At 63.0% G+C, this 16116-nt stretch carries 17 protein-coding genes; 11 read left to right on the forward strand and 6 right to left on the reverse strand.

Annotation, left to right across the window (positions count from 1 at the left end):
- Positions 1-68 precede the first annotated feature (68 nt).
- From F0P97_RS06530 to F0P97_RS06550, 5 genes are read left to right on the forward strand one after another with little or no spacing between them, the layout of a single operon-like run.
- Positions 69-371, forward strand: coding sequence for a hypothetical protein (locus F0P97_RS06530; RefSeq protein WP_182286123.1), 303 nt, complete (start codon positions 69-71; stop codon positions 369-371).
- The gene (locus F0P97_RS06535) at positions 368-1480 is read left to right on the forward strand and encodes a hemin-degrading factor (protein ID WP_182286124.1); all 1113 of its coding nucleotides are present in this window, start codon (positions 368-370) and stop codon (positions 1478-1480) included. Before F0P97_RS06530 ends, F0P97_RS06535 begins: the two co-directional genes overlap by 4 nt.
- Complete coding sequence (locus tag F0P97_RS06540) at positions 1477-2361, forward strand: heme/hemin ABC transporter substrate-binding protein (protein ID WP_182286125.1); 885 nt, start codon at positions 1477-1479, stop codon at positions 2359-2361. The genes F0P97_RS06535 and F0P97_RS06540 overlap by 4 nt, the downstream gene beginning before the upstream one ends.
- Positions 2362-2375: 14 nt before the next feature.
- A complete protein-coding gene (locus F0P97_RS06545; protein WP_182287119.1) occupies positions 2376-3485 on the forward strand; it encodes a FecCD family ABC transporter permease in 1110 nt (369 codons plus the stop codon).
- Entirely contained in the window at positions 3482-4306 is an 825-nt protein-coding gene (locus F0P97_RS06550) for a heme ABC transporter ATP-binding protein (RefSeq protein ID WP_182286126.1), read from the forward strand. Before F0P97_RS06545 ends, F0P97_RS06550 begins: the two co-directional genes overlap by 4 nt.
- A 78-nt stretch (positions 4307-4384) precedes the next feature.
- Here the strand turns inward: F0P97_RS06550 and F0P97_RS06555 are convergent, their stop codons facing one another.
- Positions 4385-4657 (reverse strand): DUF2798 domain-containing protein, encoded by a 273-nt coding sequence (locus F0P97_RS06555; RefSeq protein WP_182286127.1) that lies wholly within the window; start codon positions 4655-4657, stop codon positions 4385-4387.
- Between the two features lie 188 nt (positions 4658-4845).
- On the opposite strand from F0P97_RS06555, the gene F0P97_RS06560 reads away from it, so the two are divergent.
- Together F0P97_RS06560 and F0P97_RS06565 are read left to right on the forward strand one after the other, a co-directional pair.
- Positions 4846-5790 carry a LysR family transcriptional regulator gene (locus F0P97_RS06560; RefSeq protein ID WP_182286128.1) on the forward strand — a complete coding sequence of 315 codons (945 nt, stop codon included), beginning with the start codon at positions 4846-4848 and terminating at the stop codon, positions 5788-5790.
- A 180-nt stretch (positions 5791-5970) separates the two neighbouring features.
- Positions 5971-6171 carry a YgaP family membrane protein gene (locus F0P97_RS06565; protein ID WP_182286129.1) on the forward strand — a complete coding sequence of 67 codons (201 nt, stop codon included), beginning with the start codon at positions 5971-5973 and terminating at the stop codon, positions 6169-6171.
- 66 nt (positions 6172-6237) lie between these two features.
- Here the strand turns inward: F0P97_RS06565 and ppsR are convergent, their stop codons facing one another.
- A complete protein-coding gene (gene ppsR, locus F0P97_RS06570) occupies positions 6238-7059 on the reverse strand; it encodes a pyruvate, water dikinase regulatory protein (protein ID WP_003057637.1) in 822 nt (273 codons plus the stop codon).
- A gap of 251 nt (positions 7060-7310) precedes the next feature.
- Here ppsR and ppsA point away from each other — a divergent pair, with 251 nt between their 5' ends.
- The 4 genes from ppsA to F0P97_RS06590 all read left to right on the forward strand — a co-directional run bounded on the left by ppsA (position 7311) and on the right by F0P97_RS06590 (position 12882).
- Positions 7311-9701 carry a phosphoenolpyruvate synthase gene (gene ppsA / locus F0P97_RS06575; protein ID WP_182286130.1) on the forward strand — a complete coding sequence of 797 codons (2391 nt, stop codon included), beginning with the start codon at positions 7311-7313 and terminating at the stop codon, positions 9699-9701.
- Between the two features lie 14 nt (positions 9702-9715).
- Positions 9716-10105, forward strand: coding sequence for a DUF4212 domain-containing protein (locus F0P97_RS06580; protein ID WP_371878522.1), 390 nt, complete (start codon positions 9716-9718; stop codon positions 10103-10105).
- Positions 10098-12182, forward strand: a complete 2085-nt coding sequence (locus F0P97_RS06585) for a VC_2705 family sodium/solute symporter (RefSeq protein ID WP_182286131.1) — start codon at positions 10098-10100, stop codon at positions 12180-12182. Before F0P97_RS06580 ends, F0P97_RS06585 begins: the two co-directional genes overlap by 8 nt.
- A 190-nt stretch (positions 12183-12372) precedes the next feature.
- Positions 12373-12882 (forward strand): hypothetical protein, encoded by a 510-nt coding sequence (locus tag F0P97_RS06590; RefSeq protein WP_182286132.1) that lies wholly within the window; start codon positions 12373-12375, stop codon positions 12880-12882.
- 74 nt (positions 12883-12956) lie between these two features.
- On the opposite strand, the gene F0P97_RS06595 is transcribed toward F0P97_RS06590, so the two are convergent.
- From F0P97_RS06595 to F0P97_RS06610, 4 genes are all read right to left on the reverse strand, one after another.
- On the reverse strand, positions 12957-13310 hold the full coding sequence (locus tag F0P97_RS06595; protein ID WP_182286133.1) for an FKBP-type peptidyl-prolyl cis-trans isomerase: 354 nt from the start codon (positions 13308-13310) through the stop codon (positions 12957-12959).
- 130 nt (positions 13311-13440) lie between these two features.
- Positions 13441-13746, reverse strand: a complete 306-nt coding sequence (locus F0P97_RS06600) for a winged helix-turn-helix transcriptional regulator (RefSeq protein WP_003057624.1) — start codon at positions 13744-13746, stop codon at positions 13441-13443.
- A 356-nt stretch (positions 13747-14102) separates the two neighbouring features.
- Positions 14103-15047: a ketopantoate reductase family protein gene (locus tag F0P97_RS06605; protein WP_182286134.1), complete on the reverse strand. Its 945-nt coding sequence runs from the start codon at positions 15045-15047 to the stop codon at positions 14103-14105.
- Positions 15048-15068: 21 nt separating this feature from the next.
- Complete coding sequence (locus tag F0P97_RS06610; RefSeq protein WP_182286135.1) at positions 15069-16061, reverse strand: Bug family tripartite tricarboxylate transporter substrate binding protein; 993 nt, start codon at positions 16059-16061, stop codon at positions 15069-15071.
- Positions 16062-16116 lie beyond the last annotated feature (55 nt).

A 16116-nucleotide genomic window follows, 5' to 3' on the forward strand; every position in this document is an offset into this window, starting at 1 on the left:
TTGTAGCTGATAGCGCTTGATGGATAAGCGCTGGAGGCCTTTTTGCTCAAGAACTGCGGGAGTGTGCCATGTCTGTTTATGAGAACACCGCCAATGCCCAGAGTGCCTCTGGCAGCCGCGATGAGGAATATCTGCTGACCGAGGGCGAAGCCCAGCTGGCCACGGTGCTGGCGCTGATGACCGGTTTCAGCCAGGGCTGCTGTGCAGCGCACCGCGCGCCCATGGCCCAGCGCTGGGCCACCGTGGCCCAGGTGCTGGCCCGGTCCGAGCCTGATTCCGGAGTCGAAGCCCAGGCTTCGGCGCCCCGTTCCGACGACGAGTTTTCCAACCCACAACCACACTGGCATCACAGCCCGGAGACCCTGCAATGAACGCCATCACATCTCCCGAAATCCAGACCATGACCGCAGTGCAGATTCGCGAGCAATTTGCCCAGAAGCGCCTGCAAGGCCTGCGCGCCAAGGATGCTGCCGAAGCCCTGCAGCTGAGCGAAGGCGCGGTGATTGCCGCTCATGGTGGCGAGCATGAACGCACGCTGCAGGCGCTGCCGCTGCGCGCCGAATGGCTGGACATTCTTAAAGCCCTTGAAGCCTGCGGCCCGGTGATGGCGCTGACGCGCAACGAGTCCACCGTGCATGAAAAGGACGGCATCTACCAGAACCTGTCGGCCCAGGGCCCGGTGGGTCTGGCGCTGAGCCGCGAGATCGATCTGCGCCTGTTCTTCATGCACTGGCATGCCGGCTTTGCCGTGACCGAGGAATCCGCCAACGGCGGCCGCCCCGCCATGCGCAGCCTGCAGTTCTATGACGCCGCCGGCCGTGCAGTGCACAAGGTGTTTGCACGCGAGACCACGGACATGGCGGCATGGAATGCACTGGTCGAGCGCTTTGCCGAGCCGTCCGCAGGCTATGTGTTCCGCGCGCCTGCGGCCAAGCCTGCGATCAAGGCCGACGCCGAGATCGACGTGCCCGCGCTGACCCAGGCCTGGACCGATATGCAGGACACGCATGAGTTTTTCGAGATGCTGCGCAGGTTCGGAGCCGAGCGCCAGCAGGCCTTCCGTCTGGTGCCTCAGTACTGCGAGCGCCTGAGCACCGACGCTGTCGCTCAGCTGCTGGGCGATGCGGCGGTGGACGGTGTCTCCATCATGGTGTTTGTGGGCAGCAGCGGTTGCATCCAGATCCATACCGGCCCCGTGTGCAATATCCAGCCCATGGACGGCAAGGACGGCGTGCGCTGGATCAATGTGCTGGACAAGGGCTTCAACCTGCATCTGCGCACCGACCTGATCGCCAATGTCTGGGTGGTGCGCAAACCCACCAGCGATGGCGTGGTGACCTCGGTTGAGGCCTTTGATGCCGAAGGCAACAACATGGCCATGTTCTTTGGCGAGCGCAAGCCCGGCCAGCCCGAGCTGCAAGGCTGGCGCGATCTGGTGGCCGGCCTGCCGCGCAAGACCGCAGTGGCGGAGGCCGCATGAGCACACAAGGCATTTCCCGACGCCAGGGTCTGCACTGGCTGGGCGCGGCCATGGCGGGTACGGCCCTGCCGGCCCTGGCACAGACCGCCGCTGCCGCGCCTGGAGCGAAACGGCTGGTGTCGCTCAGCGGCGCGCTGACCGAGGTGGTCTATCTGCTCAATGCCCAGAGCCTGCTGGTGGGCACCGACACCACCAGCCTTTTCCCCGAAGCAGCGCAAAAAATCGCCAAGGTCGGCTATGTGCGCCAGCTCTCGGCCGAAGGCCTGCTCTCGCTCAAGCCCGATGCGGTGATCGCAACCAGCGAGGCCGGACCTCCCGTGGTGCTCGATCAGATCCGTCAGGCCGGCGTGCGTGTATCGCTGGTTGCGGCCAGGCACAACTGGGCCGAAGTGCAGGAAAAGGTCAAGGTCGTGGGACGCGAGACAGGTCGTTCCAGCGAGGCCGACAAGCTGCTGACCCAGCTCGATGCGCAGTGGAGCAGCGTACAGGCTCAAGTGGCCAAGGCCCAGCGCAAGCCGCGCGTGCTGTTTGTGCTCTCGCACAGCGGCAGTCCGCAGGTGGCAGGCAAGGGCACTGCAGCCAATGCGCTGATCCAGTACGCGGGCTGTGTCAATGTCATCGACCAGTTCGACGGCTACAAGCCCCTGACTGCCGAAGCCATGGCCAGCGCGGCGCCCGAGGTCATCATCAACACCACGCAAGGCATTGAAGCACTGGGCGGAGAGGCCGCCTTCTGGAAGCGGCCCGAGCTGGCCATGACGCCCGCCTATGCAAAGAAGGCACTGGTGACACTGGAAGCCAGTCATTTGCTGGGCTTTGGTCCGCGCTTGCCCAGCGCTGTGCAGGCGCTGCATATGCGCGCTCTGCAGTGGGTGGCCTGAGCATGGGCGCAAGCATGGGGAGCGTGGTGCCAAAGCCAGCAGTCGAGCTGCCTGTCGCATCGCGCTGGCGCACGCCGGCTGGCCGGCTCAGCCGCAGCGCAGCCCTGCTGCTGGGGGCGGCTCTGGTGTTGCTGGCCATGGTGTGGGGCAGTGCCAGCGGGGCCTATGCCATTGCACCGGGGCAACTGCCAGGGATTGTCTGGGACGGGCTTCGCAGTCTTTTTGGCGCTGCCGTGGACAGCGGCCCCGAGCATCTGGTCTTTCTCAATATCCGCCTGCCGCGCCTGCTCATGGGCGTAGCGGCCGGAGCCGGACTGGGGCTGGCCGGCGCGTTGATGCAGGGGCTGTTTCGCAATCCGCTGGCCGACCCCGGGCTGATCGGCGTGAGCAGCGGCGCAGCCCTGGCTGCCGGCATCACCATCGTGCTGGGCGGCCTGTATCTGCCCTGGCTGCCGCGTCATCTGGGCAGCTGGGCCCTGGTGGCCATGGCTTTTGGCGGCGGTCTGGCCGTGACCGCCGTGGTTTATGTACTGGGCCAGGTCCAGGGCATGACCCGCATCGGCCTGATGCTGCTGGCCGGCATTGCCATCAATGCGCTGGCCGGTGCCGGACTGGGCTTTCTGAGCTTTGTGTCGACGGACGAGCAGCTGCGCAATCTGCAGATGTGGCTGCTGGGCAGCCTGGGTGCCTCGCGCTGGAGTGCGGTAGCCCTGGTGTCGGCGGCCGTGGCCGTCAGCGCGGCGGCGGCGCTGGCGCTGGCCAGGCCGCTGAATGCGATCGCTCTTGGCGAGGCCCAGGCCAATCTGCTCGGCGTGGCCGTCGAGAAAACCAAGCGCCGCGCCGTGATGGTGGCTGCGCTGGCCGTGGGCGCCGTGACCGCGACCACGGGCATCATCGGCTTCATCGGCCTGGTCGCGCCGCACTGGGTGCGGCTGATTGCCGGTCCCGATCATCGCGTGGTGCTGCCGGGCTCGGCCCTGCTGGGGGCGGCGCTGGTGGTCAGCGCCGATGCCGTGGCGCGCACCATCGTCAAGCCGGCCGAGCTGCCGCTGGGCGTGCTCACCGCATTTATCGGTGTGCCGCTGTTTCTGGCCATGCTGCGTCAGTTCAGGAGCAAGGTATGAGTGCGCACCACAGTCCGTCCAGCCTCGAATGCCGCAATCTGGGCGTCGGCGTGGCCAAGGGGCCGCGCCTGGCGACGGTGGATGTACGGATTGCGGCCGGGCGCTTTACCGCCATCCTCGGCCCCAATGGCGCGGGCAAGTCCACGCTGATGTCCATGCTGGTGGGCGAGCGCGCGCCTCAGTCGGGGCAGGTTCTGCTCGACGGGCTGGAGCTGTCCGGGCATGCGATGGAGGGCCTGGCACGTCGGCGCTCCGTCATGCCCCAGGATTGCAGCGTGGCCTTTGACTTCACGGCCCAGGAGGTGGTGGAGCTGGGGCGTTATCCGCATCGTCATCAGCCCGGTACCGATGAGGCGCAGATTGGGGCGCAGGCCATGGCGCTGACTGGAGTCGATCATCTGGCGCAGCGCAGCATCAACACGCTGTCGGGCGGCGAGCGGGCCCGCACTCATCTGGCCAGGGCGCTGGCGCAGATCTGGCAACCGCCCGCCGACGGAGCGGCGCGCTGGCTGCTGCTGGACGAGCCCACCGCTGCTCTCGATCTGGCCCATCAGCACCATGCCATGCGCCTGCTGCGCCATTGGGCCGGGCAGCAGGGTGTGGGGGTGGTGGCGGTGATTCACGATCTGAACCTGGCGTTGCGCTATGCCGACGATGTGCTGGTGCTGGGCGGTGATGCCGGAGTGCACCACGGTGCGGTGCTGGATCTGCTGCAGCCTGCGCTGGTGCGCCAGGTCTGGGGCATGCAGTGCGATCCAGTGCACAGCAGCGACGGCGCGCTGCAATATATTTTCGTAGCAGATACCGCTTTGCCTGCCTGAGATTTCAGTAGATTGAATTGAATTCTGAAGCCGGTCATGCGCAGGCTGCTTCAGATTCAATAGCTCATGACTTGGGTATCAATGTGTATGCACGGTCAGCGCGACCAGCTTGAGCACCAGCGGCCTGACCATCATCACGCAGAAAAATGCCACCGGCATGGCCAGCGCATAGGCGCTGAACACGCGCCGCACATAGCCGCTGTCAAAGCCGGTATTGGCCGCCACGATGGTGCAGCACATCAGGAACGCCATGATGCCGGCCATGAAAAACGCAAAGACAAATGGTGTGTAGCGCCGGTGCAGCTTCAGCGCCGAAAGTCTTGATGGGGAAGAGCTGGTAGAAGAATTCATGAAAGCGATGTAGGAAATGCATTCGGCGTTGTCGCGGCGGGAGTGGGTCTGCCAGCGGTTCGGGCCGAATGCATGGATGGGAAACAGGGCTGAACTGTAAGCATCACCGGCAGTCGGCGGTAGAGGCCCGGGGCTTGTTGCACTCATAAGCAGAACTTTCGAATTGAATTGGGGATACATTCGCAGTCATGCCGAATCTGCGAGCCATAGAAACCTTTGTCAAAGCGCTGGAGGGCGGCTCCATCGCCTCGGCTGCGCGCCAGCTGGGCATTTCGCCCGCCGCAGCCAGCCAGAACATCGCAAGGCTGGAGCGCGAACTGGGCACGCGCCTGATCACCCGCACCACCCGATCCATGGCCTTGACCGAGGCCGGCGAACGCTATCTGGCGCGCGTCGCTCCGGTGCTAGACGAGCTTGAAAAGGCCCAGTCCGATCTCTCGCTGATTCATGGAGAGCTGCAAGGCCGCTTGCGTATTGCCTGCATGGCCGCCTTCGGCCGCCATGTGCTGGCGCCGCTGCTGCCGGCGTTTACCGCGCTGCATCCGCGGCTGGAGCTGGAGCTCTTGATCACGGACCGGCATGTGGACGTGCTCAAGGAGGATGTGGACATCAGCGTGCGCTACCGCGATGTGCTGGAGCCCGGCATGTCGGTACGGTTGCTGGCCTCGGTGCCGCGCATTCTGTGTGCCTCGCCGCAGTATCTGCACAAGCACGGCCGACCGCAGACGGCACAGGAGTTGCTCGGGCATGCCTGTCTGCTGTATCGGCGAGAGCGCGACGGCAGGCTTATGCGCTGGCCCTTTCTGCGCGATGGCCAGCGCACCGACCCGCAGCAGAAGATAGCGGCCATAGGCAGCGATATCGATGCCCTCGTGGAATTTGCCGCAGCCGGTGGCGGTATCGCATGGGCCGGCAGCTTCATCGTCCATGAGGAGCTGCGCAGGGGGCGGCTGGTGCCGCTGGCACTCAAGCCGGCGCGCAAGGGGCAGTTGCAGTTCGAGGATGCTCCGCTGGACTTCTTTGCCTGCTTCAAGGACCGTCAATATGTGCCGGCCAAGGTCCGCGCCCTGGTGGACTATCTGCTGCAGGAGCTGCCGCAGCAGGCCCAGCTGAACTGGCCACCACAAAGCTGATCCGAGCAAGAGGGCCTGCGGCCTCGCTCATCGACATTTGTTTGCGCTGGCGCAAGAAAACAATGCTCGTCACGGATGCCGCGCCCCAGCAGATTGCAATCAATATATAAAAAAATATACTACTTCAAAGTATATTGAATCCGGCATTCCATCCGAATGCCTGCAACGCAGGGAGTCAGCATGAAATTCAACGTCGGCGGTCTGGACCGCATACTTCGCATTGCCCTGGGCCTGGCACTGATCGTCCTGGCGGCGATTGGCAGCATTGGATGGTGGGGCTGGCTGGGGGTGATTCCCCTGGCTACCGGTCTGCTGCGCTTCTGCCCGCTGTATTCGCTGGCAGGCCTGAGCACCTGTCCGCTGGGGGCGCGGAAGAAATAGCCGGATCGTGTGCTCCGTCAATACAGGCCCGGGCAAATCCCCAGGGCCTGTTTTGGGGACTATCCGTCAATGGCCGAGGTGCTGCGGCAGCACCTCCTGCAAGATGGTGGTGGCAATCTCTTCGATCGACTTGGTGGTGCTGGACAGCCACTCGATGCCGCTTCTGCGCATCATGGCCTCGGCCTCGGCCACCTCGTAGCGGCAGTTGGGCAGGCTGGCGTACTTGGAGTCGGGGCGGCGTTCGTTGCGGATGCTGGACAGGCGCTCGGGCTGAATCGTCAGGCCAAACAGCTTTTTGCGGTAGGGCTCCAGCGCGGGCGGCAGTTGCTTGCGCTCGAAGTCTTCGGGAATCAGTGGATAGTTGGCCACCTTGAGGCCAAACTGCATGGCAAGGTACAGACTGGTTGGCGTCTTGCCCGAGCGGCTGACGCCCACCAGGATCACGTCGGCGCCGCTCAGGTCGGCATGGGTCTGGCCGTCATCGTGAGCCAACGTGTAGTTGATGGCCTCCATGCGCTCCAGATATTCCTTGCTCTCGCTGATGTCGGCAAAGCGGCCCACGCGGTGCAGCGACTTCTGGCCCAGTTCCACCTCCAGCGGGCGCACAAAGGTGCCGAACATGTCGAACAGCTTGCCCTTGCAGTTGGCTTCAAGGAATTCCAGCATCTCCTGATTGACCAGGGTGGTGAAGATGATGGGCTTTCTCTTCTCCACCTCGGCCACATGGTTGATCTGGCGCACGGCCTGATGAATCTTGTCCATCGAGTCCACAAAGGGGATGCGAATCAGCCTCGGCTTGCTCTCGAACTGGGCCATGATGGCCGTGCCGAAGGTCTCGGCCGTAATGCCTGTGCCGTCAGAAATGACAAAAATCGTATGGGTATGCATGGTGCGCGCAGTTATTAGGTGGGACCTGTGCAAGCAATGCCATGTCCCGGACTCTGAATCTGGTTTGAGCCACGCGACGCTCGCCGGCTCAGCCTACAATGGCGCCCATTATTCCCAAATTCAAGCCCATGCTCGTTGACGGTCGACATCCAGAACAGCAAAGCACTGCACTCAAGCAGCATGGGTTCGCGTGCCCCTGGCCATTCAGCCCAGAGCCGCCTGCGTACCGGTTTTTAACTTTGGAGCTTCCCATGTCTCAACTGTTCGAAGCGACCGCTCTGGTCGTTCCGTTTGAAAAACTGAGAATGTCTGATGTCGAGTCCGTAGGCGGCAAGAATGCCTCGCTCGGCGAAATGATCTCGCAGCTGCCCCAGGGCGTGCGCGTGCCTACCGGCTTTGCCACCACGGCTCATGCATTCCGCGAGTTCCTGGCATTTGAAGGTCTGGCTGGCAAGATCTCCGCCAAGCTGGCTGCCCTGGACGTGGACGATGTCCGCGCTCTGGCCGCTGTGGGCGCGGAAATCCGCGCCATGGTGGAAAACCAGCCTTTCCCTGCCGATCTGGAACAGGCCATCCGTGACGAGTTTGCCCGTCTGCAAGGCGGCAATGCCGAGGCATCGTTCGCCGTGCGTTCTTCCGCCACGGCAGAAGACCTGCCCGATGCATCGTTTGCCGGCCAGCAGGAAACCTTCCTGAACGTGGTGGGTATCGAAGACGTGCTGCACAAGATGAAGGAAGTGTTCGCATCGCTGTACAACGATCGCGCCATCTCCTACCGCGTGCACAAGGGCTTCGAGCACGATGTGGTGGCCCTGTCCGCCGGCGTGCAGCGCATGGTGCGCTCCGACAAGGGCGCTGCCGGCGTGATGTTCACCATCGACACCGAATCCGGTTTCGAGGAAGTGGTCTTCATCACTTCCAGCTACGGCCTGGGCGAGACCGTGGTGCAGGGCGCCGTGAACCCCGACGAGTTCTATGTGCACAAGCCCATGCTCAAGGCTGGCAACAAGGCGCTGATCCGCCGCAATCTGGGCTCCAAGCTGATCCAGATGATTTTTGCCACACCCGAGGAAAAGGCTGCCGACGGCAAGCTGGTCAAGACCACCGATGTGGCCCACGAGCTTCGCAACCGCTATTCGCTGACCGACGAGGAAGTGCAGCAACTGGCGCATTACGCTCTGGTGATCGAGCAGCATTACGGCCGCCCCATGGACATCGAGTGGGGCAAGGACGGCACCGACGGCCAACTCTACATCCTGCAGGCGCGCCCTGAAACTGTGAAGAGCCAGGCCAAGGGCCAGGCCGAGCTGCGCTACAAGCTCAAGGGCACGGGCACCGTGCTGGCCGAAGGCCGCGCCATCGGCCAGAAGATCGGTACCGGCCCCGTGCGTCTGGTGTCCGACATCTCGCAGATGGATCAGGTGCAGGCCGGCGACGTGCTGGTGACCGACATGACCGACCCCAACTGGGAGCCCGTCATGAAGAAGGCTTCGGCCATCGTCACCAACCGTGGTGGCCGCACCTGCCACGCAGCCATCATTGCACGCGAGCTGGGCATCCCTGCCGTCGTGGGCTGCGGCAACGCGACCGATCTGCTCAAGGCCGAAACACTGGTCACCGTGTCCTGCGCGGAAGGCGATACCGGCAAGATCTATGACGGTCTGCTGGAAACCGAGGTGACCGAGGTCAAGCGCGGCGAGATGCCCAGCATCTCCACCAAGATCATGATGAACGTGGGCAATCCCCAGCTGGCCTTCGACTTTGCCCAGCTGCCCAATGAGGGCGTGGGTCTGGCCCGCCTGGAATTCATCATCAACAACAACATCGGCGTGCACCCCAAGGCCATCCTGGACTACCCCGCCGTTGACGCCGATCTGAAGAAGGCGGTCGAGTCCGTGGCCCGCGGCCATGCTTCGCCCCGTGCTTTCTACGTCGACAAGGTGACCGAAGGCGTGGCAACGATTGCCGCAGCTTTCTGGCCCAAGCCCGTGATCGTGCGCATGTCCGACTTCAAGTCCAATGAATACCGCAAGCTGATCGGCGGCAGCCGTTACGAGCCCGAGGAAGAGAACCCCATGCTGGGCTTCCGCGGTGCAGCGCGTTACATCTCGGCCGAGTTCGGCGAAGCCTTCAAGATGGAGTGCGAAGCCCTGCGCCGCGTGCGTGAGGACATGGGTCTGACCAACGTCAAGATCATGATCCCCTTCGTGCGTACCCTGGGCCAGGCCAAGCGCGTGACCGAGCTGCTGGCCGAAAACGGCCTCAAGCGCGGCGAGAACGGCCTGCAGCTGATCATGATGTGCGAAGTGCCTTCCAACGCCGTGCTGGCCGAGGAGTTCCTCGAATACTTCGACGGCTTCTCCGTGGGCTCCAATGACCTGACCCAGCTGACCCTGGGCCTGGACCGCGACTCCGGTCTGGAGCTGCTGGCCGCCGACTTCGACGAGCGTGACCCCGCCGTCAAGAGGCTGCTGGCCCGTGCCATCAAGGCCTGCCGCGACCAGAACAAGTATGTGGGCATCTGCGGCCAGGGCCCTTCGGACCACCCCGACTTTGCCAAGTGGCTGGCCGACGAAGGTATCTCGTCCATCTCTCTGAACCCTGACAGCGTGGTCTCCACCTGGCAGAAGCTGGCTGAATAAGCCGCTGCATCGCCGTGCAGACGCATCACGCGCCTACGCATGACGATGCCGTGTCGGATGCCCCGCGACAGGCATTCGACGCTTTTGGCAATCCGGTGGAAGTCACCTTCCCGCCGGATCTGCACGATACGCACCACCTGAGACTCAAGGCCTTGCTGCTGAGCGTCTGGGTGGTGTCTTCATTTGGCACCTGCTACTTTGCGCGCGATATCCAGGCGCTGGTGCCCGACTGGCCCGTGGCCTACTGGATGGCGGCCCAAGGGGCGGTCCTGATGTTCCTGCTCATCATCGTGGTCTATTGTGTGGCCATGGATTATTTTGAACGCCAGCAGGCGCGTGACGAGGCCCACAAGCGGGCCGCGGCTCACCAAGCCTCTCTCGCCGCCACCGACCCTCATGCCTGAGCGGCCAGTTCTGAGCCGTGCCTATCACTGGCGGCTGCATCGCATCCTGTTTCTCTATGTGCTGGGAACGGCAGGCTTTCTGCTGACCATGCTCTGGGCCGAGGAGCGCGGGCTCTCTCGCCACTGGATCGGGCCCATCTTCCTGTTCTCCACGGTGATGGTGTACGCGGCCATCGGCGTGTATTCGCGCACCAGCGATGCCGAGGAGTATTTCGTCGCCGGCCGACGCATTCCTCCTTTCTACAACGGCATGGCGGCTGCTGCCGACTGGATGAGCGCAGCCTCGTTCATCAGCCTCTCCGGTGCGCTTTATCTGCAAGGCTTTTCGGGAACCGGTACGCAGCCCGGCGGACTGGCCTATGTCCTGGGATGGACGGGTGGGTTCTGCCTGGTCGGCATGCTGATTGCCCCCTATCTGCGGGCCATGAATCTCTATACCGTGCCGGATTTCTTTCAGGCGCGCTATGGCGGACGTTGGCCGCGCATCATTGCCGCGCTGGCTGCCATTACCTGCTCCTTCACCTATGTGGTGGCGCAGATCTATGGTGTGGGCCTGATTGCCGCGCGCCTGACCGGCGTGCAGTTCGAGATCGGCATCATGCTGGGCTTGGGCGGCGTGCTGCTGTGCTCGTTCCTGGGCGGCATGCGGGCGATCACCTGGACCCAGGTGGCGCAATACGTGGTCATATTGCTGGCCTTCATGCTGCCTGTCTCCTGGCTGGCCTACAAGCAGCTGGGCAACCCCTGGGCGCAACTGGCCTATAGCCAGCAACTGGGCAAGATTGGCGCCATGGAGCAGCAGTTGCTTTCCTCGGAAGCCGAGCAGTCGGTGCTGGAGGCCTACCGCACCCGCGCTCAGGTGCTGCAGGCCAAGCTGCGCGATGTGCCCAATGTGCTGGCGGCCGAACGCCAGGCTTTGAGCGAGCATATCCGCGAGCTGCGCACCAGCAGCGGCAATATCGGCGCCATCATGGCTGCCAGTCGGGAGCTGGCCGCCATGCCCAAGGACGAGGCGGCGGCGCGCGAGCTCTGGAGCCGTGAGTTGCACGAGGCCTATGAGCGGGCCAGGCCCTTGGGTGGCATGCCGCTGCAAAGTCAGCCTTTCGCAGGGGATCCGGATGGCTCGCCGGCCGAGCAGCGGGCCTACGAGGAAAGTCGGCGCAACTTTCTGGCGCTGATGTTCTGCCTGATGGTCGGCACGGCCGGGCTGCCGCATCTGCTCACACGCTACTTCACGGTTCCCTCGGTGTCGGCGGCGCGTACCTCGGTGGCCTGGTCGCTGTTCTTTATCGGCCTGCTGTATCTTGGCGCACCGGCCTTGGCTGTGCTGGTCAAGTTCGAGGTCATGAGCAATCTGGTGGGCACGCATTTCGATGCCTTGCCCAACTGGATAGCGCAGTGGTCCAGGGTCGACAGCTCGTTGCTGGCCGTCGAGGACATCAATGGCGACGGCATCTTGCAGTTTGGCGAGATCCGCATGGGCGCCGACCTCATCATGCTGGCCACGCCCGAGCTGGGCGGCATGCCTTATGTCCTCTCCGGTCTGGTGGCTGCGGGCGGGTTGGCGGCGGCATTGTCCACGGCCGACGGTCTGCTGCTGACGATCAGCAATGCCCTGGTACGGGATCTCTACTTCCAGGAACGCCAGCGCCTGGATACGCGCAAGCGGCGTGTCTCGCCCGAGCAGCGCGTGATTCTCTCCAAGTTCGCATTGCTGCTGGTGGCGCTGTCGGCGGCCTTTGTGGCTGCTCGGCGCTCTTCGGACATTCTTCCCATGGTCTCGGCCTCCTTCTCTCTGGCAGGCTCTGCTTTCGTGCCGGCCATGGTGCTGGGCATCTTCTGGCGCGGCACGACACGCCGTGGTGCGGTGGCCGGCATGTTGCTGGGCCTGGCCGTGACGGTGTACTACATGGTCTCTCATGTGCCTGGGCTGCAGGGGGTGCTGCCGTCGGTCCTCCGTGGCGAGGCACTCTGGTGGGGTATTCAGCCCATCTCGGCCGGAGTGTTTGGCGTGCCGGCGGGCTTGGTTACCACATTGCTCGTCAGCTGGTGGGAGCAGCGGCGGGCGAGAGTTTGAAAAACTCTTGATTTAATGGCCTTCAGCGATCTTTTGAGTCGGGTTCGAGGTAGTTTTCTGCTGAATATCCGCCGTGAGCTGATCTGGAGCATGGGTGGACCAGAGTTGCAGGAAAACCCGCTTTTCAGCTGCAGCCATAACTGCCACCCTGCAGGGCGGAAAGTAATTCAATGCACAGAGGGCAGGGTCGATGTATCTAGTCAAAACACCCGAGGGCCAGGTGGCCTTCAAGGAGCGCCATGCCGATCTGAGCCAGCGGCTGCGCTCGGCCTTTCTGCTGTTTGACGGTCATCGCAGCCTCATGCAGGTGCTGGAGGCGACCTCGGCGCTGGGGGTGAACAAGGACGATATTCTGGCGCTGGTCGGCAAGGGCTGGTTGGCCACGAGAGAGTCCTCCGTCGCGGCCGATGCAGCAGCAGCACAGGCCCATGCATCTTCGCTCTCAAAAAGCAGTTCGGCGTCGTTGGCAGCTGCTGGCGTCGACCCTGGCAGCGCCCAGAGGCGCTACCAGAGGGCCTATCCGATAGCGGTGTCCATCACGGGGGCTCTTGGGCTCAAGGGCTTCAGGCTGAATCTGGCGGTGGAGGCGGCCATGGGTTATGAGCAACTGGCAGAGCTGGCTCCCCGCATACGAGATGCTGCGGGTGACAAGGCCTATACATCGTTGCACAGGGCGCTGTTTGAGGCGGATGAGACATAGGCACCATCTGTGCCGAGCCTCTCGCAAAAAAAGCGGCCTCAGAGAGCCGCTTTTTTGATGAACCAGCCTGTTTTTTAGACAGCCAGCAGTTCCACGTCGAACTTCAGCGTGGCGTTGGGCGGGATCACGCCACCGGCGCCGCGTGCACCATAGCCCAGGGCAGCGGGAATTAGCAGCGTGCGCTGGCCTCCCACCTTCATGCCCTGCACGCCTTCGTCCCAGCCCTTGATGACCATGCCGGCGCCCAGGGGGAAGACGAAAGGATCGTTGCGGTCCTTGCTGGAGTCGAACTTGGCGCCTTGAACGCCGTTGTTGTAGAGCCAGCCGGTGTAGTGCACGGTGACGCTCTGACCGGCTTTGGCTTCGGCGCCTTCGCCCACGACGGTGTCTTCGTATTGCAGGCCGGAGGCAGTAGTGTTGAATGCCATGATGATTTCCTTTCAGCGCAAAGCAGAAAAAGGCGATGGAAAAAAGGGCCCGCCAAGCACGCTTGGGGCCCTTGGATGATAGTGGTGCACCCGCTTGCTACCAGTCCCCCGGACGCAATAGCGGCAAGGCTTACTTCTTGGCGCGCGCGGCAACCCAGCGGTTGGCAAAGGCTTGTACATCGGACAGGCGCTTGAGCAGATCCTGCCCGGTCAGGGTGACGGTGTAGCCGTCGCTGCCATGCTCGAGCAGGCCGCACTCGCGCAGCTCCTTGATACGGGTGTTCAAGGTGTTGGGGGTGATGCCGCCCACACTGTCTTGCAGCAGTCGGAAGGTCTGGGGATGACCATCCCGCAAAGCCCACAGCACGCGCAGCGCATAGCGGCATTCGAGCTTCTCGAACAGCTGGTTGATGGCGGCGTTTTCCTTGGAGCTCATGGACGCTTCTCCTTGCGCAATGATGTTGTCGAGCTGGGCGCACTAGGCGCTTTCAGTGCCATGTCCAATGGACTATAGCGGTTAATTTATTTTGCTACAAGTTTAGTAGCTTCAAATCTTCGACTGCAACGCCTTGAAGTGATAAAGGCCGCAAACAGCGCGCAAGTGTTGCGGGTCAGCCACGAATCAGGGAGAAGACTCGCTTGCTTCAGGGTTTGTAGCAATAGGGGTAGAACTGAAGCAGCCTTCGGGACGGGATGGCGAGTCATGCCGGAAGTGTTAGTACTGGCTCAGGTGTTTCTAGGTGTAAAAATTGACTCTGACCGTTGATTCGTCAGAGCAAGCAGCTATGGAAATCATAGTTCCTGCTTTTGAGTCGACATTTGCTTGAGTTGCACCAGCACCTGCAGCAGATGGTTGATCGGCGTGGCAATGCCCAGGGCTTGACCGCGTCGCACCACATAGCCGTTGAGATGGTCGATTTCCGTGGGCTTGCCGCGCGCGAGATCCTGGGCCGTGGAAGAGAGCTGCCGAGGCATGGTGTGCGCTATGGCCGCTACAGCCTCGTCCACGGAGGCCGGCAGCAGCACGCCGTCGGCCAGAGCCACGGCCTTGCATTCGGCGGCAATATCTTGCATGACTGCAGGTACGCCATGCTGCGCGATCAGCCAGCCATAGGGTTGCTGGGTGAGGGCGGAGAGTGCGTTGTACACGCAGTTGATGATGAGTTTTTGCCAGAGTGCTGTCAGCACGCCGACCGAGGTCTGGGTGGGGATGTTTGCTGCGCTGAACTGGAGTGCAATCTCGTTGCCCTGCGGACAGGGGGCGATGAGCAGTTCGCCCCGGCCGAAGTGACGCACATGGCCCGGACCGGCCATGGCGGTGGCGACATAGACCACGGCAGCAGCCACCGGCTGCTGACCCAGCACCTGGCGCAGGCGCCGGTCGTTGTCCACGCCGTTCTGCAAGCTCAGTACCTGGGTGTGTGCAGCCAGGTGGGGCTTGATCTGTGCAGCAGCTGCTTCGGTGTCGGTGGATTTCACGCAGAACAGCACCACATCGGCACCTGCCACGGCACTGGCTTCGGTGCTGGTGGTGATGGGGATGTTCAGATCTTCTGTGGCCGTCTGCAGTCGCAGCCCGTGCTGGCTGATGGCCTGCATATGCGATGCCCGACCGATCAGCGTGACTGGGTGGCCGGCGCGTGCCAGCAGCGCGCCAAAGTAGCAGCCCACCGAGCCCGCACCCATGACGGCAATGGACAGGCGGGAGGATGCAGCGGTGTGGTTGGCCATGTTCATGTGGCTATCTCGCAAAGAGGCTCAGCTCTTGAGCTTGAGCAGATAGGTCATCAGCTGGGCAGTGGAGGTTTCGACCTCCAGAAATTCATGCAGTGCCTTGCCGGTTTGCCAAGAAGAGTTCCAATTATTGCTGACCAGGGCTTGCTTCCAGCTGTCCTGGTTGCTTGCATGGTCGATAGCCGCCAGCAGTTGCTGGGCGCGCTCTGCCGGCAGATTCTTGCCTGTAAAGACGGCACGCCAGTTGGACATTTCAGCATCCAGACCCTGGTCGCGCATGGAGGCAATGCCGAACATGGCACGGCGTGACGAAATACCGAGGGCGCGCAGCTTGCCCGCCTGCAAGGCTTCTCTGAACTCGCTGTAACCCGAGATTCCCACCTGAACCTGCTTTTGCAGCAGGGCCTGGAGCACATCGTTACCGCCGGCAAAGGGTTTGTATTGCAGTTGCTCCGCATTGGCCTTGGCCAGGCGGGCCAGCATGCCCGCGTACATATGGTCCACACCGCCTGCAGAGCCTCCGGCAATGGTCAGTGCGGGCAGGTTCTCGCGCATGGCCTTGGCCAGTGCCCTGGGGTTGGCAAGCGGCGAGTCGGCGGGCACGGCCACCACCAGATAGTCGCTGGTCAGGCGCGCCAGGGGCTGCACCTGATGCAGCTCTGCAGACTTCTTGTCCAGTGCCAGGGCGCCGACCATGACCATGCCGCCGATCAGCAGGCTGTTGGGGTCGTTGCCATAGCGCTTGGTGTACTCGGCCAAGCCTATGGTGCCGCCCTTGCCGCCGATGTTTTCATAAATGACCTTGTCCACCGCCCCGCTGCTGGTCAGCACTGCGCCCAGGGCGCGGCCGGTCTGGTCCCAGCCGCCGCCCGGATTGGCGGGGATCACGATGCGCAGCTGTGGCCCCAGACGCTGGGGTTGGGTGGCCATGGCCGCCAAAGGCGTGGCCAGCAAGGCGCCGGAATAGCCCAGCCACTGGCGCCGTGTCGGAAAGCGGTTTGCTTGGATGGTGTCCATGTGTGTCTCCGTTGTTATGTGTCTTTTGGCGTGTTTGGCCGCAAGCGAAGGCTTG

The organism is Comamonas testosteroni (assembly GCF_014076415.1).
Lineage (GTDB): Bacteria > Pseudomonadota > Gammaproteobacteria > Burkholderiales > Burkholderiaceae_C > Comamonas > Comamonas testosteroni_F.